Annotated in this window: 21 protein-coding genes; 15 read left to right on the top strand and 6 right to left on the bottom strand. The window is 73.0% G+C overall.

All coding sequences use genetic code 11. The features are described 5' to 3' along the window. Positions 1-321: 321 nt before the first annotated feature. Positions 322-1,548 (top strand): FAD binding domain-containing protein, encoded by a 1,227-nt coding sequence (locus tag MFF61_RS29140; protein WP_238241183.1) that lies wholly within the window; start codon positions 322-324, stop codon positions 1,546-1,548. Positions 1,549-1,552: 4 nt separating this feature from the next. On the opposite strand, the gene MFF61_RS29135 is transcribed toward MFF61_RS29140, so the two are convergent. Beyond that, positions 1,553-2,014 (bottom strand): cupin domain-containing protein, encoded by a 462-nt coding sequence (locus tag MFF61_RS29135; protein ID WP_238241182.1) that lies wholly within the window; start codon positions 2,012-2,014, stop codon positions 1,553-1,555. Next, the gene (locus tag MFF61_RS29130) at positions 1,980-2,726 is read right to left on the bottom strand and encodes a TetR/AcrR family transcriptional regulator (RefSeq protein ID WP_238241181.1); all 747 of its coding nucleotides are present in this window, start codon (positions 2,724-2,726) and stop codon (positions 1,980-1,982) included. The genes MFF61_RS29135 and MFF61_RS29130 overlap by 35 nt, the downstream gene beginning before the upstream one ends. Before the next feature lie 112 nt (positions 2,727-2,838). Here MFF61_RS29130 and MFF61_RS29125 point away from each other — a divergent pair, with 112 nt between their 5' ends. The 9 genes from MFF61_RS29125 to MFF61_RS29085 all read left to right on the top strand — a co-directional run bounded on the left by MFF61_RS29125 (position 2,839) and on the right by MFF61_RS29085 (position 12,919). After that, complete coding sequence (locus MFF61_RS29125; protein ID WP_238241180.1) at positions 2,839-3,684, top strand: FAD binding domain-containing protein; 846 nt, start codon at positions 2,839-2,841, stop codon at positions 3,682-3,684. Next, positions 3,684-4,214 carry a (2Fe-2S)-binding protein gene (locus tag MFF61_RS29120; RefSeq protein WP_238241179.1) on the top strand — a complete coding sequence of 177 codons (531 nt, stop codon included), beginning with the start codon at positions 3,684-3,686 and terminating at the stop codon, positions 4,212-4,214. Before MFF61_RS29125 ends, MFF61_RS29120 begins: the two co-directional genes overlap by 1 nt. After that, the gene (locus MFF61_RS29115) at positions 4,211-6,589 is read left to right on the top strand and encodes a xanthine dehydrogenase family protein molybdopterin-binding subunit (RefSeq protein WP_238241178.1); all 2,379 of its coding nucleotides are present in this window, start codon (positions 4,211-4,213) and stop codon (positions 6,587-6,589) included. The genes MFF61_RS29120 and MFF61_RS29115 overlap by 4 nt, the downstream gene beginning before the upstream one ends. Positions 6,590-6,613: 24 nt before the next feature. Then, the gene (locus MFF61_RS29110) at positions 6,614-7,858 is read left to right on the top strand and encodes an ABC transporter substrate-binding protein (RefSeq protein ID WP_238241177.1); all 1,245 of its coding nucleotides are present in this window, start codon (positions 6,614-6,616) and stop codon (positions 7,856-7,858) included. Positions 7,859-7,919: 61 nt separating this feature from the next. Further along, the gene (locus MFF61_RS29105) at positions 7,920-8,810 is read left to right on the top strand and encodes a branched-chain amino acid ABC transporter permease (RefSeq protein ID WP_238241176.1); all 891 of its coding nucleotides are present in this window, start codon (positions 7,920-7,922) and stop codon (positions 8,808-8,810) included. Continuing rightward, the gene (locus MFF61_RS29100; protein WP_238241175.1) at positions 8,807-9,808 is read left to right on the top strand and encodes a branched-chain amino acid ABC transporter permease; all 1,002 of its coding nucleotides are present in this window, start codon (positions 8,807-8,809) and stop codon (positions 9,806-9,808) included. Before MFF61_RS29105 ends, MFF61_RS29100 begins: the two co-directional genes overlap by 4 nt. After that, the gene (locus MFF61_RS29095; RefSeq protein ID WP_238241174.1) at positions 9,805-10,551 is read left to right on the top strand and encodes an ABC transporter ATP-binding protein; all 747 of its coding nucleotides are present in this window, start codon (positions 9,805-9,807) and stop codon (positions 10,549-10,551) included. Before MFF61_RS29100 ends, MFF61_RS29095 begins: the two co-directional genes overlap by 4 nt. Positions 10,552-10,589: 38 nt before the next feature. Beyond that, positions 10,590-11,294, top strand: a complete 705-nt coding sequence (locus MFF61_RS29090) for an ABC transporter ATP-binding protein (RefSeq protein WP_238241185.1) — start codon at positions 10,590-10,592, stop codon at positions 11,292-11,294. A 104-nt stretch (positions 11,295-11,398) separates the two neighbouring features. Next, on the top strand, positions 11,399-12,919 hold the full coding sequence (locus MFF61_RS29085; protein ID WP_238241173.1) for a carbohydrate porin: 1,521 nt from the start codon (positions 11,399-11,401) through the stop codon (positions 12,917-12,919). A gap of 6 nt (positions 12,920-12,925) precedes the next feature. Here the strand turns inward: MFF61_RS29085 and MFF61_RS29080 are convergent, their stop codons facing one another. Continuing rightward, positions 12,926-13,948: a CorA family divalent cation transporter gene (locus tag MFF61_RS29080; RefSeq protein WP_238241172.1), complete on the bottom strand. Its 1,023-nt coding sequence runs from the start codon at positions 13,946-13,948 to the stop codon at positions 12,926-12,928. Between the two features lie 284 nt (positions 13,949-14,232). Here MFF61_RS29080 and MFF61_RS29075 point away from each other — a divergent pair, with 284 nt between their 5' ends. Together MFF61_RS29075 and MFF61_RS29070 are read left to right on the top strand one after the other, a co-directional pair. Beyond that, positions 14,233-15,159 carry a hypothetical protein gene (locus MFF61_RS29075; protein ID WP_238241171.1) on the top strand — a complete coding sequence of 309 codons (927 nt, stop codon included), beginning with the start codon at positions 14,233-14,235 and terminating at the stop codon, positions 15,157-15,159. 55 nt (positions 15,160-15,214) lie between these two features. After that, complete coding sequence (locus tag MFF61_RS29070; RefSeq protein WP_238241170.1) at positions 15,215-15,628, top strand: hypothetical protein; 414 nt, start codon at positions 15,215-15,217, stop codon at positions 15,626-15,628. Positions 15,629-15,788: 160 nt separating this feature from the next. Here the strand turns inward: MFF61_RS29070 and leuB are convergent, their stop codons facing one another. Both leuB and MFF61_RS29060 read right to left on the bottom strand, forming a co-directional pair. After that, positions 15,789-16,895 carry a 3-isopropylmalate dehydrogenase gene (leuB, locus tag MFF61_RS29065; protein WP_238241169.1) on the bottom strand — a complete coding sequence of 369 codons (1,107 nt, stop codon included), beginning with the start codon at positions 16,893-16,895 and terminating at the stop codon, positions 15,789-15,791. A gap of 135 nt (positions 16,896-17,030) precedes the next feature. After that, positions 17,031-18,044, bottom strand: a complete 1,014-nt coding sequence (locus tag MFF61_RS29060; protein ID WP_238241168.1) for a polyprenyl synthetase family protein — start codon at positions 18,042-18,044, stop codon at positions 17,031-17,033. Positions 18,045-18,061: 17 nt separating this feature from the next. Here MFF61_RS29060 and mtgA point away from each other — a divergent pair, with 17 nt between their 5' ends. From mtgA to MFF61_RS29045, 3 genes are all read left to right on the top strand, one after another. Continuing rightward, positions 18,062-18,835 (top strand): monofunctional biosynthetic peptidoglycan transglycosylase, encoded by a 774-nt coding sequence (mtgA, locus tag MFF61_RS29055; RefSeq protein WP_373324813.1) that lies wholly within the window; start codon positions 18,062-18,064, stop codon positions 18,833-18,835. 98 nt (positions 18,836-18,933) lie between these two features. Beyond that, a complete protein-coding gene (locus tag MFF61_RS29050; protein ID WP_238241167.1) occupies positions 18,934-19,278 on the top strand; it encodes a hypothetical protein in 345 nt (114 codons plus the stop codon). 13 nt (positions 19,279-19,291) lie between these two features. Beyond that, positions 19,292-20,311 (top strand): DUF4424 family protein, encoded by a 1,020-nt coding sequence (locus MFF61_RS29045; RefSeq protein WP_238241166.1) that lies wholly within the window; start codon positions 19,292-19,294, stop codon positions 20,309-20,311. Here the strand turns inward: MFF61_RS29045 and MFF61_RS29040 are convergent. After that, complete coding sequence (locus MFF61_RS29040) at positions 20,276-20,956, bottom strand: DUF4276 family protein (protein WP_238241165.1); 681 nt, start codon at positions 20,954-20,956, stop codon at positions 20,276-20,278. The genes MFF61_RS29045 and MFF61_RS29040 overlap by 36 nt on opposite strands. Positions 20,957-20,964: the final 8 nt, after the last annotated feature.

The following is a 20,964-nucleotide window of genomic DNA, read 5'->3' as shown; positions in this document are numbered from 1 at the left end:
CCAGCCGCAAGGACAACGCCGTCCACGCTTCTCTTTCTCAGATCAACTTGTCAAAGAACCCGCCTCAGCGACAGAGGAGCCGATCCGGGTAACCCACCCGGCCCGAGCCCGCGGCCTGTCGGAAAGAAGCGAAGGCGACCGAGCCGCTGAAGTCCGCGGCCGGCGCCGATGGGCAGTCGTATACGGCCGCCCCGCCCACCCGTCAACTCCCAACACGAAACTTTTGCGACAGATCCCACACCGCCCTCCCCTCCCCTGCCGGGCGCGGCCCCGCTAGAACGCGGGGGAGGCCACGCGAGACGGCCCGACCGGGAGACGCCGATGGCGCGGGAGCGGCTGCACATCCTCGTGGTCGGCGGATCGATCGCCGGCCTGTTCGCGGCCCTCGCGCTCCGGCGGCAGGGTCACGCGGTCTCGGTGTTCGAGCGCTCGGCCACGACGCTCGACGGGCGCGGCGCCGGCATCGTCACCCATCCGGCCCTGTTCGCGCTGATGCGGGAGGTCGGCCTCGCCTTCGTGCCGGACGACCTCGGGGTCTCGGTCCCGGGCCGGCGGGTGCTCTCGCCCTCCGGCGAGATCGCGGGCGAGCGGGCCTTGCCGCAGATCCTCACCAGCTGGGGCCGGATCTACCGGCTCCTGCGGTCGGGCGTGCCGGAGGCCGACCTGCACCACGGCAAGGCGCTGCTGCGGGTGGACGACCGCGCCGGTGGGGTCGTCGCCGCCTTCGCGGACGGCACGCAGGCCGCAGGCGACCTCCTCGTCGGGGCGGACGGGCTGTTCTCGGCGGTGCGGGGGCAGATCCTGCCGCTGGCGCAGCCGCTCTACGCGGGCTACGTGGCGTGGCGCGGCCTTGTCGAGGAGGCCGACCTGTCGGCGCCGACGCGCGATCGCCTGTGCGACCGCTTCGCCTTCTGCCTGCCGCCGGGCGAGCAGATGCTGAGCTATCCCGTCGCGGGTGCGGACGAGGCCGTGACGCCGGGGCGACGGCGGCTCAACTTCGTCTGGTACCGGCCCGCCGCGGCGGAGGACGCGCTGCCCCGCCTGCTCACCGACCGCGACGGCATCCGGCACGACCTCTCGATCCCACCCCACCGGATCCGACCCGAGGTGCTCGACGCGATGCGCGCCGACGCGCACCGGCTGCTGGCGCCGCCCTACGCGGAGGCGGTGGCACGCAGCCCCCAGCCCTTCCTGCAGGCGATCCTCGACCTCGAAACTCCGGCGATGGCGATGGGCCGGGTCATCCTCATCGGCGATGCCGCCTTCGTGGCCCGGCCGCATGTCGGCATGGGGGTGACGAAGGCGATGGCGGACGGGGCTGCGCTCGCGCGGGCGCTCGCGGCCGAGCCGGATGTCCCGGCCGCGCTCGCCGCCTTCGACGCGGTGCGCCGGCCGGTCGGGGCAGCGGTGATCGCCCGTGCCCGCGCGCTCGGCGCCTACATGCAGGCGCAAGGCTTGAGCCCGGCTGAGCGGGAGGCGGCCGAGCGTCACCGCCGGCCCGAGGCCGTGATGGCGGAGACGGCGGTCGCGACGCCGGACCTGCTCTGAGACCTCAGGAGCGGCTCGGCGCAGGCGCGGCCTCGGCCCGCACCGCCTCCGGCAGGGGCAGCGGCGGGTTGGCGCCGCCGAGGAACTCGACCGTGGTGAAGATCAGCGTGGTGTCGCCGATGTTCTCCAGGTCGTGGGTCATGTGCTGGCCCGGCCCGTAGGTCTGGTGGCTGATGTCGCCCGCCGCGTAGGCGACCTCGGCGACCCGCCCGTCCGCGTAGCGCGAGCGCGCCCGGCCCGGCGTCACCGCGGTCCAGAAATAGTCGAGGACGTGGGTGTGGAGGTCGATCCGCTCGCCGGGCTTCAGCTCGATCGTCCAGACGCGCACCCGCTCGGTCTCCGAGAGCAGGCGCGTGCCGACGCAGCCGTTGTGGCGCGCCCGCGCGAAGGCCTCGGCGAGATCGGGCGGCGCGGCCTCATGAGCGGGGCTCTCATGGGTGCGGGCCTGAGGGGCGGCGTGCGGCATGCGTCTCCTCCTGTTCGGTTTCGGGCGAGCCTAAAGGCGGTCCGCCGCCCGGGGAAGCCGCCTCCAGCGCCCGGCGCACCACCGCGCAATGGGCTTGGCGCAGGCCCACCAGGGCCGAATCGAGCAACGCCGCGCGGGTGGCGACCGGATCCTCCGGCAGGGCGAGCCCGTACACGAGACCGCGCAGGCCCACGTAGACGAGGGCGCCGTGGATGCCGAACAGCAACTCGAACTCGCCCTCGCCGAGCGGCAGGGCGTCGGGCGCCGGCAGGGCGTATTCCCGGCGCATCTCGGCGAGCAGCGGCGCGAAGACCCGCTCGCGGACCATGCCGAGATAGCGCCGCGGCAGGTCGTAGCCCTTCATGCCGGCCGAGACGAAGATGCGCAGCCACGCGTAGTCGTGGATCACCCGCTGGTAGTCGCTCTCGAACCGGCGGAAGCGCTCGATGCAGGGCAGGCCGCGATCCGCGATCACCGCCTCCCACTCGGGCTTCCAGCGGCGCAGATAGACCTCCTGGTAGATCCGCTCGATCAGATCCTCCTTGCTCGGGAAATAGCGGTAGAGCAGCGGCTGCGTAATGCCGAGCCGGCGCGCCAGTTCTCGCGTGTGGCCGTCGAGACCGACCTCTGCGAAGAAGGCGATCGCGCCCTGGACGATCTGGCGCTCGCGGTCCTGGGGCCGCAGACGGCGGGCTCTGGTCGGGTCTGCCATTGGTACGACTTGACGAAGCAGGCGGGCCAAGCCTTAATTGAAGAAGTGATAAACAAAAGCGCGAATGGCCGGCTCACGCAAGCCGGCCGGCGCCACCGGGGAGGAAAAAGGCGTGAAGGCGCCAGACGTTGCCTATGCGCGGCCACGCACGCTCGACGAGGCGCTGGCCCTGCTCGCGGAGCACGGCGAGGCCGCCCAGCCGCTCGCGGGCGGGCAGAGCCTCGTCACCTCGCTCAACATGCGGCTCGCCGCGCCGGGCCTGCTCGTCGACCTGAACGGCCTGCCGGAGCTGACCGGCATTGCGGAAGCCGGCGGCGTCATCCGCATCGGCGCCATGACGCGCCACCGGGACCTCGCTGCGTCTCCGCTCGTGGCCGAGCGGCTCCCCCTGATCGCCGCGGCGGTGCCGCACATCGCCCATCCGGCCATCCGCAACCGCGGCACGATCGGCGGCTCGGTGGCGCTCGCCGATCCGGCGGCGGAACTGCCGGCCTGCTGCCTCGCGCTCCGGGCGAGCTTCGTGATCCGCGGCCTCACCGGCGAGCGGCGGGTCGCGGCGGACGACTTCTTCCTCGGCCTGTTTGAGACCGCCATCGGGCCGGGCGAGATCCTGGTGGCGATCGAGATCCCCGTACCCGGCGCGGACGCGGTGTCCGGCTTCGACGAGCTCGCCCGCCGCCACGGCGACTACGCGCTGGTGGGTCTTGCGGCGCAGGGCCGGCGCGACGGGGTGGGCCTCGGCGATCTGCGCCTCGTCTTCTTCGGCGTCGGCGACCGGCCGGTGCTGGCCGGGAACGCGGCCGCGGCCGTCGCGGCCGGCGGCGTGAAGGCCGCGCAGGACGCCCTGGCCGCAGACATCGACCCGGCCGACGACGTGGCGGTGCGCGGCGCCACGCGGCGCCATCTCGCGCGCGTGCTCCTGGGCCGCGTGCTCGGCCGCATGACCGGAGAGGCCTGATGGAGAACGAGCAGCGCATCGGCTTCACGCTGAACGGCGAGCGGGTGCGGGCGCGGGTCGCCGCGCGCCAGCATCTCGGCGACCTGCTGCGGCTCGAATTCGGCCTCACGGGGGTGCATCTCGGCTGCGAGCACGGGGTGTGCGGCGCCTGCACCATCCGGGTCGACGGCCGGGCGGTGCGCGCCTGCCTGATGCTGGCGGTCCAGGCCGACGGCGCGGCCGTGGAGACGATCGAGGGCCTGACGGAATCGGGCGAGATCGCCGACCTGCAGGATGCCTTCCACCGGCGCAACGCGCTCCAGTGCGGCTACTGCACGCCCGGCATGCTGGTGACGGCGGCCGAACTCCTCGCCGAGACCCCGCGGCCGAGCCGCGAGGCGATCCGCGAGGCGGTGGGCGGGAATTACTGCCGCTGCACTGGCTACCACGCCATCGTGGACGCCATCGCGGCGACCGCGGAAACGCGGATCGCGGCGACCGCGGAGGCCCGGGTCGCGGCGAGCGTGGAACCGGCGGAGGCGGGACGATGAGCGAGAGCGGCCTCAGCTTCCTCGACCGGCCGAACAGCTATATCGGCCGCTCCGTCCCGCGGCCGAACGCGCGCCGCCTCGTGGAGGGGCGCGGCACCTACGTGGACGACGTCGCGGTGCAGCGGCTCACCCACGTCGCCTTCCTGCGCAGCCCCCTCGCGCATGCCCGGATCGCCTCCCTCGACACCGCGGCCGCCAGGGCGATGCCCGGGGTCGTCGCGGTGGTCACGGGCGCGGAACTGGCGCGGGTGTGCACGCCGTGGGTGGGCGTGCTCGGCCACTTCAAGGGCCTGCGCTCGGCGCCCCAGCACGCGCTCGCGGTCGACCGCGTCACCTGGGTCGGCGAGCCGCTCTGCGCCGTCGTGGCGGCGAGCCGCGCCGAGGCCGAGGATGCGCTCGCCGTCATCGCGGTGGAGTACGAGGCGCTGCCGGCGGTGGTCGACATGGAGACGGCGCTCGATCCCGCGACGCCGCCGATCCATCCGGACCTCGGCGACAACCTCGCCTTCGAGCGCGTGCTGGAGGTGGGCGACGTCGACGGCGCCTTCCGGGACGCCGCCGCGGTGGTGGAGGAGACCTTCCGGTTCGGGCGCCACACCGGGGTCTGCCTCGAACCGCGGGCGATCCTGGCCGACTGGCAGGCGGCGGACGGCACGCTCACGGTCCACCATTCCTTCCAGGCCCCGCACATGATGCAGGACATCCTGTGCAAGCACCTCTCCCTGCCGGAGGGGGCGGTGCGGGTGATCTGCCGCGACGTCGGCGGCTCGTTCGGCATCAAGGTCCACATCTACCCCGACGAGATGGCGACCTGCGCCCTGTCGCTGATGCTCAGGCGCCCGGTGAAGTTCGTGGCCGACCGGCTGGAGAGCTTCACCAGCGACATCCATTGCCGCGACCACCGGGTCACCGCCCGCATGGCGCTCTCGGCCGAGGGCGACATCCTCGCCATCGACATGGACGACCTCACGGGGATCGGCCCCTACTCGGTCTATCCGCGCACCAGCGCCGTCGAGGCGAACCAGGTCGTCAACCTGACGGGCGGTCCCTACCGGCACCAGGCCTACCGGGCGCGGGCGCGCGTGGTGCTGCAGAACAAGGCGCCGACCTGCCAGTACCGGGCGGTGGGGCACCCGATCGCCACGATGGTGGCGGAGGGGCTGCTCGACCTCGGGGCCGCGCGCCTCGGCCTCGACCCGGCGGCGATCCGCCAGCGCAACGTCATCCCGGACGACGCCTATCCGTGCGCGGGGGTCTCGGGCATCAGGTTCGAGCAGCTGTCGCACCAGCGGGCGCTCGGCACGCTCCTGGAGATGATGGATTACGGGGCCTTGCGCGCCGAGCAGGCGGCCCTGCGCGCGCGGGGCATCCACCGCGGCATCGGGCTCGCGACCTTCGTGGAGATCACCAACCCGTCGGCGGCCTTCTACGGGGTCGGGGGCGCGCGCATCTCCTCGCAGGACGGCTGCACCCTCCGGCTCGATCCCCAGGGCGGGGTCGTCGCCGCGGTGAGCATCACCGAGCAGGGGCAGGGCACCGAGGGCATCATCGCCCAGGTCGTCGCGACCGCGACCGGCGTGCCGCTGGAGCAGGTGCGCGTGGTCACGGGCGACACGCAGGCGACGCCCTACGGCGGCGGCACCTGGGCCTCGCGGGGGGCCGGCATCGGCGGCGAGGCGGCGTGGCAGGCCGGCAAGGCCCTGCGGGCGAACGTGACCGCGGCGGCGGGCGCGATCCTGCAGGCCAGCGCCGACGCCCTCGACATCCGCGAGGGCCGCATCGTGGATGCGGCGACGGGCGCCGAGCGCATGACGCTCGCGGAGCTCGGCCGCATCGTCTACTTCCGGCCCGACACGCTGCCGCCCGGCCTGCAGCCCGAGTTCATGGTCACGCGCCACTACGTGCCCAAGGACTACCCCTTCGCCTTCACCAACGGCGTCCAGGCCTCCTACCTCGAGGTCGATGTCGAGACCGGCTTCGTGCGGCTCCTCAAGCACTGGTGCGTGGAGGATTGCGGCACGGTGCTCAACCCGCTGCTCGTCGACGAGCAGATCCGGGGCGGGATCGTGCAGGGCATCGGCGGGGCGCTGTTCGAGCATTGCCTCTACGATGCCGAGGGCCAGCTCCTGAACGGCTCGATGGCCGATTACCTCGTGCCGATGGCGGGCGAGATGCCGGACATCGCCGTGGCGCACGTGGTCTCGGCCACCGCCTCCTCGGAGATCGGCGCCAAGGGCGCGGGCGAGGCCGGCACCGCGGGCGCCCCGGCGGCCGTCGTCAACGCGATCAACGACGCCCTGCGGCCGCTCAACGCGCGGGTGTCGCGCCAGCCCGTCACGCCCGAGGTCATCCTCGAAGCGCTGGGCACGATCTGAGATCAGGATGCACGGGAGGGAATCATGGCGGACGAGACGGGGCGCAGCGGAGCGTTCAGCCGGCGCGGGCTCCTGCAGGGCGGCGCGCTGGCGCTGGCCGCACCCGCCCTGATGCGGCGGGCCTGGGCGCAGGGCGCCGGCCCGATCCGCATCGGCTTCCCGGTGCCGCTCACCGGCGCCTTCGGGGCGGAGGCGAACGATCAGGTCCGCGCCGCCCAGATCGCCGTGAAGGAGTTCAACGCCGCGGGCGGCCTCGACGGCCGCATGGCCGAACTCCTGGTGCGCGACGACAAGCTCAACCCCGGCGAGGCCGCCACCCGCACCCTGGAGCTGATCGAGAAGGACAAGGTCAACTTCCTCGTCGGCGCCCTCTCGGCGGCGGTAACGCTGTCGGTCAACAACGTCGCGCGCGAGCGGGGCGTGCTGTACAACTCGATCAGCCAGTCCGACGCGATCAACGAGGCGAAGGATTTCGGCCGCACCACCTTCCACGAGGCGCTGAACCCGCACATGACGGCGGGGGCGGTGGGCCGCTACGTCTTCCCCAAGCACGGCAAGCGGGTGGCGTTCCTCACCGCCGACTACGCCTACGGCCACGAGATGGTGCGGGGCTTCCGCCGGGCGGGCGAGGCGCTCGGCATCGAGGTGGTGGCCGACATCCGCCACCCGATCGGCGCCTCCGACTACTCGGCCTTCCTGCCGCGCCTCGCCGCCCTCAAGCCCGACGTGCTCTGCCTGTGCAACTTCGGCCGCGATCAGGTGGTGTCGATCCAGCAGGCGACCGAGTTCGGCCTCAAGCGCACCACCAAGCTCGTGGCGCCGGTCCTGCTGTTCACGGCCCGCAAGGCCGGCGGCGACGCCTTCGAGGGCGTGGTGGGCGGCACGTCCTACTACTGGCGCCTGGAGGATTCGGTCCCGACCGCCAAGGCGTTCAACGACGCGTTCCGCGCCGCCTACAACGGCGCCGTGCCCTCCGATTACGGCGCGCTCGGCTATGCGGGGGTCCGCTCGGTGCTGGAGAGCGTCAAGGCGGCCAAGTCCACCGACACCGACAAGGTCATCGCCGCCATGGAGGCCTTGCGGGCTGACTTCTACAAGGGCCCGCAATACTTCCGCGCCTGCGACCACCAGTCGGTGCAGTCGGTGCTGATCGTGGAATCGAAGCACAAGGACCAGAAGGGGCCGGACGACGTGTTCACCATCGTGGGCACCGAGCAGCCGGACGAGGCGCGGCTGCGCACCTGCGCGGAACTGGGCCACAAGGCATGATCCGGTCTCTCGGACAGGGCGCGGGGGCATCCCGGTTCCCGCGGCCCCCGGTGCCCGCCCCATGATGATCGGACCCTACCCTCTCGACCTCCTGGCGCTGCAGCTCGTCACCGGCGTCGCGCTCGGCGCCATCTACGTGCTGGTCGGGATCGGCCTGTCGCTGATCTTCGGGCTGATGACCATTGTGAACTTCGCCCACGGGGCCTTCTTCATGGCCGGCGCCTATGTGGGCGTGTTCCTGTACGGCTACACCGGCAATTTCTGGGTCAGCCTCGTGGCGGCCCCGCTCGCGGTCGGGGCGCTCGGCCTCCTGGTCGAGCGGCTGCTGGTGCGCCGGCTCTACGGGCGGGGCATCGACGACCCGCTGCTCCTCACCTTCGGGTTGTCCTACGTCATCGTCGAGAGCGTGCGCATCCTGTTCGGGCTCACCGGCATCCCGTTCGGGGCGCCCCCGGCCCTGCGCGGGGCGGTCGACATCGGCATCGGCTACTTCCCGCTCTACCGGCTCTTCCTCATCGTGTTCACGGCGCTCGTGGTCGCGGCGCTCTGGCTGTTCGTGGAGCGCACCTCCTTCGGGCTGATCATCCGGGCGGGCGCGCGCGACCGGCAGATCGTGCAGGTGCTCGGCATCGACGTGTCGAAGGTCTGGCTCGTGGTCTTCGCCCTCGGCTGCGGGCTTGCCGGCCTCGCCGGCATCCTGGCCGCCCCCCTCCAGGGGGTGACGCCCGAGATGGGCATTCCGGTGCTCGCCGAGGCTTTCGTGGTCACGGTGGTGGGCGGCATGGGCTCGCTCGCCGGGGCGGTGCTGGCGGGCCTCCTCGTCGGGATCGTGGTGGCGATGACCTCCCTGATCGCCCCCGACATGACCAAGATGGCGATCTTCGCCCTGATGGCGCTGGTGCTGCTGGTGCGCCCGCGCGGGCTCCTCGGGCGGGCGGGGGCGCTCGGATGAGCGGGGCGCTGACCGCACCGGCCGCCCGCGGCGGCACGGGACGCGGCGGGCGGCTCCTGCGCCAGGCCGCGCGCCACCGCGTCGGGCTGACGCTCGCCGTGCTGGCGCTGTTTCCCTTCGTGGCGCCCTACGAGGCGCTCGCCGTGAACATCCTGGTGCTCGGCCTCTACGCGCTCGGGTTCAACCTCCTGTTCGGCTATACCGGGCTCCTGTCCTTCGGCCACGCCGCGTTCCTGGGCGCGGGCGCCTACGGCACCGGCATCGCCATCGTGCATGGCGGGCTGCATCCGCTGCCGGCCATCGCCGCCGGCGTGGTGCTGGCGACCGTGATCGCGGCCGTGATGGGCTTCCTCGCCATCCGCACCCGCGGCATCTACTTCGCGATGACCACGCTCGCCCTGTCGATGTGCGTCTACTACGCCTTCTACCAGATGGAGCCGCTCACCGGCGGCGAGAACGGCCTGCGGGGCATCAACGTGCCGGCCCTGAACCTCGGCCTCGTCAGCCTGCCGCTGATCGACCCGCTGGTGAAGTACTACGTCATCTTGGTCTTCGTCGGCACGGCGGTGTGGCTGTTCTCGCGTCTGCTGGCCTCGCCCTTCGGGGCGGTGCTGGAGGCGATCCGCGAGAACGAGAACCGCGCCCGGGCCTGCGGCTACGACGTGGCGCGCACCAAGCTCGTCGCCTTCGTGATCTCGGGCGCGGTCTGCGGCCTCGCCGGGGCGCTCAACGCCATCCACCTGTCGATCGTGCCGATCGAGACCATGCACTACGCCATGTCGGGCGAGGCGGTGATGATGGCGCTGCTGGGCGGCATGCGCACCTTCTTCGGCCCGTTCGTCGGGGCCGCCACCTTCCTGGTGCTGCAGGACGGCCTCGCCACGCTCACCAGCCACTGGCAGCTCTTCACGGGCGCGATCTTCATCGCCTTCGTGCTGTTCCTGCCCTCCGGCATCTGGGGCGAGGTGGTCGCCCGCCTGAAGCGGGCCGGGTCATGAGCGGCGCGATCCTGCGCACGGAGGGCCTGGGGAAGCGCTTCGGCGGCTTTCGCGCCCTCGATGGCGTGAGCGTCGCCTTTCCGGAGGGCGGCGTCACGGCGATCATCGGCCCGAACGGCGCGGGCAAGAGCACCTTCTTCAACCTGATCTCCGGCGCGATGCCGCCGAGCGAGGGGCGCATCCTGTTCCAGGGGCAGGACATCACGGGCCTCGCCCCCCACCGCTTCACCCGGCTCGGCATCGCCAAATCGTTCCAGATCACCAACGTCTTCCCCGACCTCACGGTGTTCGAGAACGTGCGCGTGGCGGCGCAGGCGCGGCGCGTGCGCTTCGACCTCTTCCGCGACCGCGCCGCCTACCCGGATCTCGCCCGCAAGGCCGAGGCGCTGATCGCCGAGGTCGGCCTTGCCGGCCGCGAGGAGCGGCTGGCGCGCGAACTCGCCCACGGCGAGCAGCGCGCGCTCGAGATCGCGATGGCGCTCGCCGCCGACCCCGTCCTCCTCCTCCTCGACGAACCCACCGCCGGGATGAGCCCGGAGGAGACCCGCACGATGATGGACCTCGTGCGCCGGCTCGCCGCCGAGCGCACCCTGATCCTCGTGGAGCACAAGATGAAGCTGGTGATGGACCTCTGCCGCCGCCTCATCGTGCTCCACCAGGGGGCGCTGCTCGCCGAGGGCACGCCCGACGAGATCCGCGCCAACGCCGAGGTGCGGCGCGTCTACCTGGGCAAAAGCGCGTGAGCGCGTTCCCACAGGGCGAGCAGCGCGCGAGCGCCCCCCTGCTCGCGGTCGCCGGCCTCAATGCGTGGTACGGCCACAGCCACATCCTCCAGGGCGTGTCGCTGGAGGTGCGCGCGGGCGAGATCGTCACGCTCATCGGCCGCAACGGCGCCGGCAAGACGACGACGCTGAAATCGATCATGGGCCTCGTGCCGCGGCGCGAGGGGCGCGTGACGTTCGCGGGCGAGGAGATCCTGGGCCTGCCGGCCCATGTCCGCTTTCACCGCGGCCTCGCCTATGTGCCCGAGGAGCGGCGCATCGTGCCGGGCCTCACCGTGGAGGAGAACCTGCGCCTCGGCATCCTGGCGGCCCGCACCCGCGCCCGCGAGGCCGCGCGCATCGAGGCGATCGCCGAGACCTTCCCGCGCCTCAAGCAGCGCCTGCGCCAGGAGGCCGTGACCATGTCGGGCGGCGAGCAGCAGATGCTCGCCATCGCCCGCGCGCTCATGGCCGAGCCCCGCATGGTGCTCCTCGACGAGCCCTCCGAGGGCATCATGCCGATCCTCGTGGAGGAGATGTTCGCGCAGTTCGCCGCCATGAAGCGGGCCGGGACCACGATCCTGCTCGTGGAGCAGAACGTGGACCTCGCCCTCGACATCTCGGACCGGGTCTACGTCATGGATCAGGGCGCCATCGTCCACCACGACACCGCCGCCGCCCTGAACGCCGACCCGGTGATCCAGGACCGCTACTGCTCGGTCTGACGTCCGGTTGACCGGACGGCGCACCGGCAGGCCCGCCGACGGACGGTCTTGAGACGGTCATCGCCGCGTGCGCAGATGGGCGGATCGTGGAGGCGCAGGCCGCGATGACGCGTCGAACCCGCGGGTCCTCGCGGTGTCTGATCCTGACCGCGGCCCTGCTGCTGCACGGCGCGGCCGCCCTGGCGCAGCAGCCGGTCCAAGGCCGGAGCGAGGCCGAGCGCATCGCCGCCGAGGCGCCGGCCATCGGGTCGGAGGCCGGCGCGGGCGACGATCCCCAGACCTCCGTCGCCCAGCCGGTCTTCTCGGCGCGGCGCTCCGCGGAGGTGACGACCTCGATCCAGGATCTCCTCGGCCCGGCCGGAGACCCGGGCGGGTTCCGCGCCTTCCTGCGGCGGCGGGGTATCACCTTCGGGCTGATCTACTTCGCCGAGGCCCTGCACACCGCCCGCGGCGGCCTGCGGCGCGGCACCGCCACGCTCGGGCTGGTGGACCTCGACATCGACGTCGATCTCGGCCGGCTCGCGGGCTGGACGGGCGCGTCGCTGCACACGACGCTCTACCAGATCCACGGCCGCGGCGCCTCCCGCTCCTATGTCGGCAACCTCCTCACGGTCAGCGACATCGAGGCGCTGTCGGCCTCGCGCCTCAACGAGATCTGGTTCGAGCAGAGCCTGTTCGACGGCCGCCTGGCCGTGCGCATCGGGCAGCTCGCCACCGACACCGAGTACATGGTGAGCCAGACCGGCATCCTGTTCGCCAACGGCACGTTCGGCTGGCCCGCCATCCTGGCCACCGACGTGACCGGGGGCGGCCCGGTCTACCCGCTGGCAGCGCCGGGCGTGCGGGTGAAGGTCGAGCCGAACGCCAACCTCTCGCTCCAGGCCGGGGTCTACGACGGCGATCCGGGCGGGCCGGACCGCTTCGGCCGCGAGCCCGATCCGCAGCGGCGCAACCGCACCGGCACCCGCTTCCCGCTCTCCGATCCCGCCTTCGTCATCGCGGAGGCCTCCTACGCCTACAACATCGAGCCCGGCGCCAGGGGTCAGCCCGGCACGGTGACGCTCGGGGGCTGGTATCATTTCGGGCGCTTCAACGCGCTCGCGGTCGACGCGCAGGGCCGCTCGCTCGCCGAGCCGGCGAGCCCCGGAATCGGCCGCCGGCTGCGGGGCGACAGCGGCGTCTACGGGCTCATCGACCAGACCATCTACCGCGAGCCGGACGACCCCAACGACGGCGCCAGCGTGTTCCTGCGCGCCTCCGGCTCGCCCGGGGACCGCAACCTGATCGACCTCTACGTCGATGGCGGCATCGCCTACCGGGGCCTGCTGCCGGGGCGCTCCGACGACACGGTCGGCCTCGCGGTCGGGGTCGCGCGCCTCTCGCCGGCGGCGCGCCGCCTCGACGCGGCGGCCGCGGCGCTCGGCGACCTGCCGCGGCCGCGGCGCAGCGTGGAGGCGGTGATCGAGGCCACCTACCAGGTGGTGCTCGGCCCCGGCCTCGCCCTCCAGCCGACGATCCAGTACGTGGTCAAGCCCGGCGGCGGCATCGCCAACCCGCGCGACCCGGACGGCGTCAGGGTCCGCAACGCCACGGTGTTTGGCCTGCGGGCCACCATCCGCTACTGAACCTCCTCAGTCGCGCGGCGGCCGGATCCCGAGCAGGCGGATCGCCACGAAGGCGGCGGCCGCCGACAGGACGGCGAGCCCGATCGCGATGCCCGAGCCGCCCTCCGTCTCGGCGAGCGGCAACCCCTTGGTGTTCATGCCGAACAGGCCCGTCACCAGGGTGGGCGGCAGGAACAGGGCGGTCATGACCGAGAGCGTGTAGAGCTGCCGGTTCGCCTGCTGATTGACGTAGGAGGCCAGTTCCTCCAGCATCAGGCGGCTGCGCTCGGCCAGCACCACCATGTCGCGGTCGAGCGCGTCGAGCCGCTGCGCGATGCGGGCGGCGGCCGCGAGCGCGGCCTGCGGCAGGTCGCCCCCAGTTCCCGCGCTCTCCAGGCGGTGGAAGACGGCGCGCAGGCCGAGCAGCTGACGGTGCAGGCGCACGGCATCGCGACGGATCGGCCCGAGCCGGCGCCGGTCGCCGCGGAAGCGCGCGTCGAGGATGTGATCCTCGATCTCGTCGAGTTCGTCGGCGAGGCGCCCGCCCGTCGCCGCCATCGCGGTGACCACGTGACCGATCAGGATCTCCAGCAGGGCGACCGGCGCGGCGATCGTCCGGCCCTCGGTCGCGGCCTCCCGCGCGGCCTCCGGACCCGCCACCGGATGCCGCCGCCCGCTCACGAGCAGGCGCGGCCCCAGCACGAAGTGCAGGCGGCCTCCCGCATCGGCCGGGGCGCCCGCGCCCGCCTCGCGCACGAGGTCGGCGACCACGCCGCCCACATGCCCGTCCTCGACGGCGACGCGCTGGTGGGGATCGTTCGCGAAGGTCGCGGCGACGAGGTGCCGGGGCCCGAGATGGCCGTCCGCGATGAGCCGGGCGACCCGGGCATCGTTGAGGTTGACGTGCAGCCAGAGGAAGCCTTCGCCGAAGCTGCCGGGCGCCGGCAGCGGCTCGCCGTGGGCGACGAGTTCGCCGCGGCCCGAGGCGTCGAACCGCATCGCCCAGAGCAGCCCCGGCAGCGCCGGCTCATCGCTCAACAGCCGGCTCATGCGCCGAGGCTCCTTGAGGCACCGCTCCGACCGGAGCGGCGCCCGGATGCGGCACGGCCCCGGCGGGCGGTCCGCGATCCCTAGACGCGCCGACGTGACGGAGTGATGACGCCTTCGGGACGGATCGGCCCGGCGGCTCCGCGGTGGGCACGGCGTGACGCTTCGTTCACCACGCCCCGGGAAAGCCGGGGAGGGCCCGCCCCTCCCCAAGGAAATCGCCAGACCTCGCGGGCTCTCCTGTCGCGCGCGGCCAAGCCCGGCCGCCGAGACGGATCGGAGGCAGCGTGCCGCTCAGGCCCGACTTCGACGACGCGGCCCTGACCCGGGCCGGGCGGGATCTCGCCTGGGACCTCGGCCCGGCCGAGCCGGTCGTGCCGCGCCCGCTGCGGCGCGCGGTCCGGCCGCGGCGCCGGCGCGCCCTGCCCCGGATCGTCGCCGCGGCCGGGGTGATCGCGCTCCTCAGCGTGCTGGCCAGCGAACGCCGCAATGCGGAACCTTCACCAGAGGACGGCCGCCTCGCCGGCCTCTTCGCCGAGCGCGCCGCCCCACCCGCCTGGGAGAGCGTGGCGGCGGACCGGTACCGCATCGCCGGGAGCGAGGAGGCGTCGGCCACGGCCCGGCGCCGGACCGGCGGCGGTCCCCGCGAGGACAGCCTCGCGCTCGGCCGCTTCGCGGTCCACGAGACGCCGTTCCTGCGCCTGACGCTGGCGGAAGCGCCCGAGGCCGACCGGACCCTGTTCGTGACGCTGGCGCGCCGGGCCGCCGAGCGCGACGGCCTCGCGGTGGTCCGGACCGCCGAACGCGGCCGCATCGAGAGCCGGTTCGGCCCTCTCGACACCCTCGACGCAACCCTCTCCGGCCCCGGCGGCACGCGGGCCTGCACGGCCTTCCGCCTCGCGGAGGCGCCGGTGGGGCTCGACGGCTGGCTCTGCGCCCCGCTCGGCCAGCTGCCCGAGCCGCACGCGGTCGGCTGCGCCGTCGACCGGTTCGGGGCACGGCCCGAGGTGCTGCTGCGGGCCGAGGTCATCGACCTGCTCACGCGGCCGGAGCGGCCGGTCTGCGCGCCGCCGGAGCCGGTCGCCGCGGCGGCGGCCGAGCCCCGCCGGAAGCGCGGCCGGCCGAATGCGGCCACACCGAGAAATTCGGCGAAAGCGTGGCAGGAACCGGGAACCACAGCCGCGCTGGCACGTCATTCCACTGACACCCGCTGACCTTTCCTAAAGGGATCGGCGCTAGGCTAGAGGCTCGCTAACCACAGGTACCGTCATGCGCTTCTCGACGTCGGCCCTCATCGGGCTTCTCTCCCTCTCGGCGCTCGGCGCGGGCGTCAGCGTCGCCCAGGCGCAGGACGGGTACGTGATCCGCAGCTACCGGGGCGGCCAGGGCATCGCCATCCGGGTGCGTCCGCGCAGCTGGCTCGACGCCGGCAACGTGGTGGAACCCAATTCGGGCGCGGTGTCCAACCCGGCCACCAACCCCCACTTCATCACCGCCTCCTACCTGAACTCGCCGCCCTATATCGCCAACCGCGAGCGCTGGGGCGGCGCGGGCATCCTGCCCGACCCGATCACCAACACCGCGTTCATCGGCGCCCGCCGCACCGCCGTCACCCTCGACCTGTCGGGCATCGACTGCCTCGATCCGACCTCGCAGATGGTGCGCACCGGCAATTGCTACTGAGCCGACGCGCTCAACCGGACAGCGAACGGGCTCCTGTCGGAGCCCGTTCTCGTTTTCGGTGGCATCAGCCGCCCGTGCCGACAGAGACCCTGCCGGTTCGCGGTCGCGCCGCGGGCGGCACCCGGACGATGCCGGCCGCGCGACGCTCCCGCGCGGCGACCTAACCGGCCTTCGCCTGCAGCTCCCGCACGATCGCATCGCCCATCTCGGCCGTACCGACCGCGTTGGCGCCCGGACCCGCGATGTCGCGCGTGCGCAGGCCTGCCGCAAGCGTGCGGGTGATCGCGCCTTCCAGGAGATCGGCGGCGTCGAGGAGACCGAACGAATAGCGCAGCGCCATCGCCAGCGAGCCGATCATCGCGATCGGGTTGGCGAGGCCCTGGCCGGCGATGTCGGGGGCCGAGCCGTGCACCGGCTCGTAGAGGGCGCGCCGCGTGCCGTTCTCCACCGCCCCGAGGGAGGCGGAGGGCAGCATGCCGAGCGAGCCCGTGAGCATCGCCGCCACGTCCGACAGGATATCGCCGAACAGGTTGTCGGTGACGAGCACGTCGTATTGCTTGGGGTTGCGCACGAGCTGCATGGCGCAGTTGTCGGCCAGCACGTGCTCCAGCTCCACGTCGCGGTACCGCTCGGCATGGACGCGGGTGACGACCTCCTTCCACAGGACGCCGGTCTTCATGACGTTGTGCTTCTCGGCCGAGGCGACCTTGTTGCGGCGCTTGCGTGCGAGGTCGAAGGCGACCGCGGCGATGCGCTCGATCTCGCCCGCCGTGTAGACCTGCGTGTCGACGGCCCGCTTGGTGCCGTCCTCCAGGGTGACGATCTCCTTCGGCTCGCCGAAATAGACCCCGCCGGTCAGCTCGCGCACGATGACGATGTCGAGCCCCTCGACGAGCTCGCGCTTGAGCGCCGAGGCGTCGGCGAGCGCCGGGTAGCAGATCGCCGGCCGCAGGTTGGCGAACAGGCCGAGATCCTTGCGCAGGCGCAGAAGACCCGCCTCGGGGCGCTTGGTGTACGGCACGGTCGCCCATTTCGGGCCGCCCACCGCCCCGAACAGCACCGCGTCCGCCGCCTTGGCCCGGTCGAGCGCCGCCTCGGTGAGCGGCACGCCGTGCGCGTCGATCGCCGCGCCGCCGACGAGGTCGGTCTCGGTCTCGAAGGCGGCGAGTCCGCTGCGGGTGAACCACGCCACCACCTTCTCGACCTCGCGCGCCACCTCGGGGCCGATGCCGTCGCCGGGAAGGAGGAGAAGCTTGTACGTGGTCATGGCGGGGCGTCCGGTTGGGGGAATGGGGTGTGGGGCGAATGGCGAATAGCGGGGTGCATCCGGTCGGACCGACCCTCAAGGCCCCCTCTTCGCCACTCCCTGTTCGCTGTTCGCGGCGGCCCGAAGGGCCGCGCCTCACGTCTTGCGGGCGACCGTGAAGCGGGCGGCCTCGCGCAGGGTCTCGGCGGCGGCGCCCCAGGGGGCCAGCGCCGCCTCGCAGACACCGACGAGGCGCTCGCACTCGGCGCGGGCGCCGTCGAGGCCGAGCCGGTCGACCAGCGTCGCCTTTCCGGCCGCCTTGTCCTTGCCGGTGCGCTTGCCCATCGCCTCCGCGGAGGCCTCGCGGTCGAGGATGTCGTCGGCGACCTGGAAGGCTTGGCCGAGCGCCCGGCCGTAGGCGAGGAGCGCGGCGCGCTCCGGCGCGGTCGCGCCGCCGACGATCGCGCCGGCCTCCACCGAGACCGCGAGCAGCGCCCCGGTCTTCATCGCCTGGAGCTGGAGCGTCGCGTCGACGTCGAGGTTGGCCGGGCCGAAGCGCCCCTCCGCCCCGAGGTCGAGGAGCTGGCCGCCGACCATGCCGCCGAGGCCGGCCGCGCGCGCCGTGCGCAGCACGAGGTCGGCCCGCACCCCGGGATCGGCCTGCCAAGCGGGATCGGCCTGGATCTCGAAGGCGAGGGTCAGGAGCGCGTCGCCGACCAGGATCGCGGTCGCCTCGTCGAACGCCTTGTGGACGGTGGGCTTGCCCCGGCGCAGGTCGTCGTCGTCCATCGCCGGCAGATCGTCGTGGACGAGCGAGTAGCAGTGGACGAGCTCGACGCCGCTGCCGGCCGCGAGCGCCCCCGCGAAGGGTCCGCCGAGCAGGCGCGCGGTCTCGATGGTCAGGAAGGGCCGCAGGCGCTTGCCGCCGCCGAGCACGGCGTGCCGCATCGCCTGCATCAGCCGCGGCGGACGGGCGATCTCGCCCTCGCCCACGCCGTCGCCGAGGCGGTCGGCCAGGAACGCCTCCACGGCATCCGCCACCGCGGTGAGCCGGGCGGGGAAATCCGCGCCGTCCGGATAGCCGCCGGCCGTGCCGGCATGCGAAGGAAGGATCGAAGGAGCGTGGGGACGGCCGGGCGAAGCGGCCGACTCAGCCTGCAGTGACGTCATGGGGGAGGCCTGTGGAGGTGGTCCGCTCGGGCGGGACGAGGGAGGGACGGATTCACGATCTGCACGCCCCGGCGCAGAGCGAGGAGGACCGGGCGCCGCCCGCGGCACCCCCGCGGCGGGCCGGGCGGTTCGTGCGCGTGTTGCGCGCCCTCCTCCTCCTCCCCGTCATGGCGGTCGTCCTCGTGCTGATCCTGGCGCTCGTCTATCGCGCGGTGACACCGCCCTCAACCCTGATGCTCGGCCGTTGGCTCACCCTGCGCCCCGTGGAACGCGACGCGATGGACCTCCCGGGCATCGCGCCCACCCTGGTCCAGGCGGTGATCGCCTCCGAGGACCAGCTCTTCTGCCGCCACGCCGGGGTGGATTGGGACGCCCTGCGCAAGGTCATGGGCGACGAGGACGGCCCCACGCGCGGGGCCTCGACCATCACCATGCAGACGGTCAAGAACGTCTTCCTGTGGCCGGGCCGCTCCTACCTGCGCAAGGCGCTGGAGATCCCGCTCGCGCTCGGCGTCGATGCGGTCTGGGGCAAGCGGCGGACGCTCGAGATCTACCTCAACGTGGCCGAGTGGGGCGACGGGCTGTTCGGGGCGGAAGCCGCGGCGCGCCACTGGTTCGGCAAGGCCGCGCGCGACCTCACCCGCGGCGAGGCGGCCCTGCTCGCCGCCGCCCTGCCCAATCCCGCCGCCTTCGATCCGGGCCGGCCCTCGCGCCAGTTGCGCGCCCGCGCCGCCCGCGTCCAGAGCCGCATGGCCGGAATCGGCCCGCTGACGGAGTGCGTGCGGCCCTGACGCGCCGGAACGGGGTTGGCGCGGCGACCTTTCTCCCTCAAGAGGGGCGCGCTCCCCCACGGGGGCCGCCGCGCACGGCGCGACGCCAGGAGGCCAGCATGTACACGCTCGAGATCGACGGAACCCCGGTCGCCATCATCCGGTCGACCGAGGCGCGCGCCCGGGAGCTTCTCGAGGTCGAGGGCTTCAAGGACGACCTGCGCACCATGACGAGCGACGGGCGCCCGCTCTGGTCCGGCGAGGCCGCGCATCTCAAGCTGCGGCCCTCGACCGAACAGGAGACGGAGACCTTCGACGACGCGATGGCGGAGGACGACGAGTTCGACGACGAGCCGGACGATGCCGGCACCCCGGCCGCCGATTCGCAGGACACGTCGGACGAGGAGGACGAGGACGTGGATATCCTGTTCCTCGTCGACATCGACGACGAGAGCGCAGCCTGAGACGGGTTCGCGCGTGTTCCATTCGTCCGCCGGGCGGCGCCGCGGCGCCGTCCTCGCCCGCGCCTCGGCCCTGGCCGTCGCCGCGCTCCTCGTCGCCGGAGCCGTCCGGGCCAACGACAGCGCGGCGGAGCTGGACGCGGGCGGCCTGGTGCTGGTCCGCGACGCCGACATCGCGCTCCTGTCCGAGGACCTGCGCGTCGGCCTCGACCGCATCGCGGTCGACTACGTCTTCCGCAACCGCGCGGCACAGCCCAAGCGCGTGCGCGTCGCCTTCCCGCTGCCGGCGGTCGACGGCGCGACGCTGAGCTTCTCGCCCCTCTCGCTCCCCTTCGAGGACCGGGCGAACTTCGTCGGCTTCACCGTGACGGTGGACGGGGCCGAGATCCGGCCGGACCTCGAGGAGCGCGCCTACCTGGGCGAGCGGGAGGTGACGGAGGTCCTGAAGCGGCACCGGCTGCCGCTCAATCCGCTGCGCCGCGACGAGTTGGAGAAGGCCGTGAAGGCCCTCGCGCCCGAGACCCGCCGGGCGCTGATCGCCGACGGGCTCCTGCCGGAGGCGGACGGGCCGGACGGCGCCCTCTGGCGCCTCGATGCCAAGTTCCACTGGGAGCAGGTCTTTCCGCCCGGCCGCGACCTCGCGGTGTCGCACGCCTACGTGCCCGTGAAGGGGTTCCACCTGCTCGACATGCGGGAGGCCGGCAGCCGCGAGTACCGCGCCCGCTACTGCCTCGACGAGGCGGGCCTGCGCGGGGTCAAGCGACTCTCCGAGCGGATGAGGACGCCGGACAAGCTCGTCTATGCGGCGGTGGTTCCCTACATCGTCACCACGGCCAGGAACTGGGCCGGCCGGATCGGCCGCTTCACGCTCACGGTCGACAAGGGCCGCCCCGAGACGCTGGTGAGCTTCTGCCGCAAGGGCGTGACGAAGACGGGCCCCACCACCTTCCGGTGGGAGGCGACCGACTACGCCCCCGACGACGACCTGCGGGTGCTGTTCCTATCCGCCGACCCGGCGGCCGTGGGGATCAAGTGAGGGCGGCCGGCGAAGACTGGTGAACCCTCTCTGCAGATCGGTCCTGAAGCGCTGATAGGATGCGAGGCGGCCGAGGCAGGAGAGCCCTACTTCGTCCGCGATGCGGTCGAAGTAGGCCTCGGCCCCCGGGCTCCGGCGGCCTCGACGCCCCCCGGCGAGGCTCCGGATTGCCGCGTCGAGCGTGCGCTTGGGATCCGGCTCGGCCTCGGCGCGCTCCGGCTGCCAGCCTCTCTCGACCCGCTCGGGCCATCCGGCGTCGTAGCCCAGCGCCCGCGCGATCGCGTCGGGGTCGGCAAGAACCCACGCCTCCATCTCGCGGATGGGCAGAAGCGGGATGATGCGCTCCGGCCGCACGCCGCAGGCCGCGCTTGCGGTGGCCTGGATCTGTCCAACGATCGTGTCCTGCACCCGCTCGCTCTGCAGGCGGCTCGCATCGGCATGAACGACGAACAGGTCGACGCTGGCGCGCTCGCGGCAAATCGCCTGTGCGCGCTCTTCGTTCGACTTCTCGGCATACGGGATAATTTGTTCCTGCAGCTCCACGTCGAAGGCGGATTGCTCCACGAGGATCGCGAGCAGCGTCCGGTGGATGATGGTGGGAAGGAAACGGCCGTCAGTCGGCCCCTCGCAGAACAGCCCGACCACGAGCCACA

Origin of the sequence: Methylobacterium isbiliense, from assembly GCF_022179325.1 — a bacterium.
GTDB lineage: Bacteria > Pseudomonadota > Alphaproteobacteria > Rhizobiales > Beijerinckiaceae > Methylobacterium > Methylobacterium isbiliense.
This window is presented reverse-complemented; position numbering and strand designations above follow the sequence as displayed.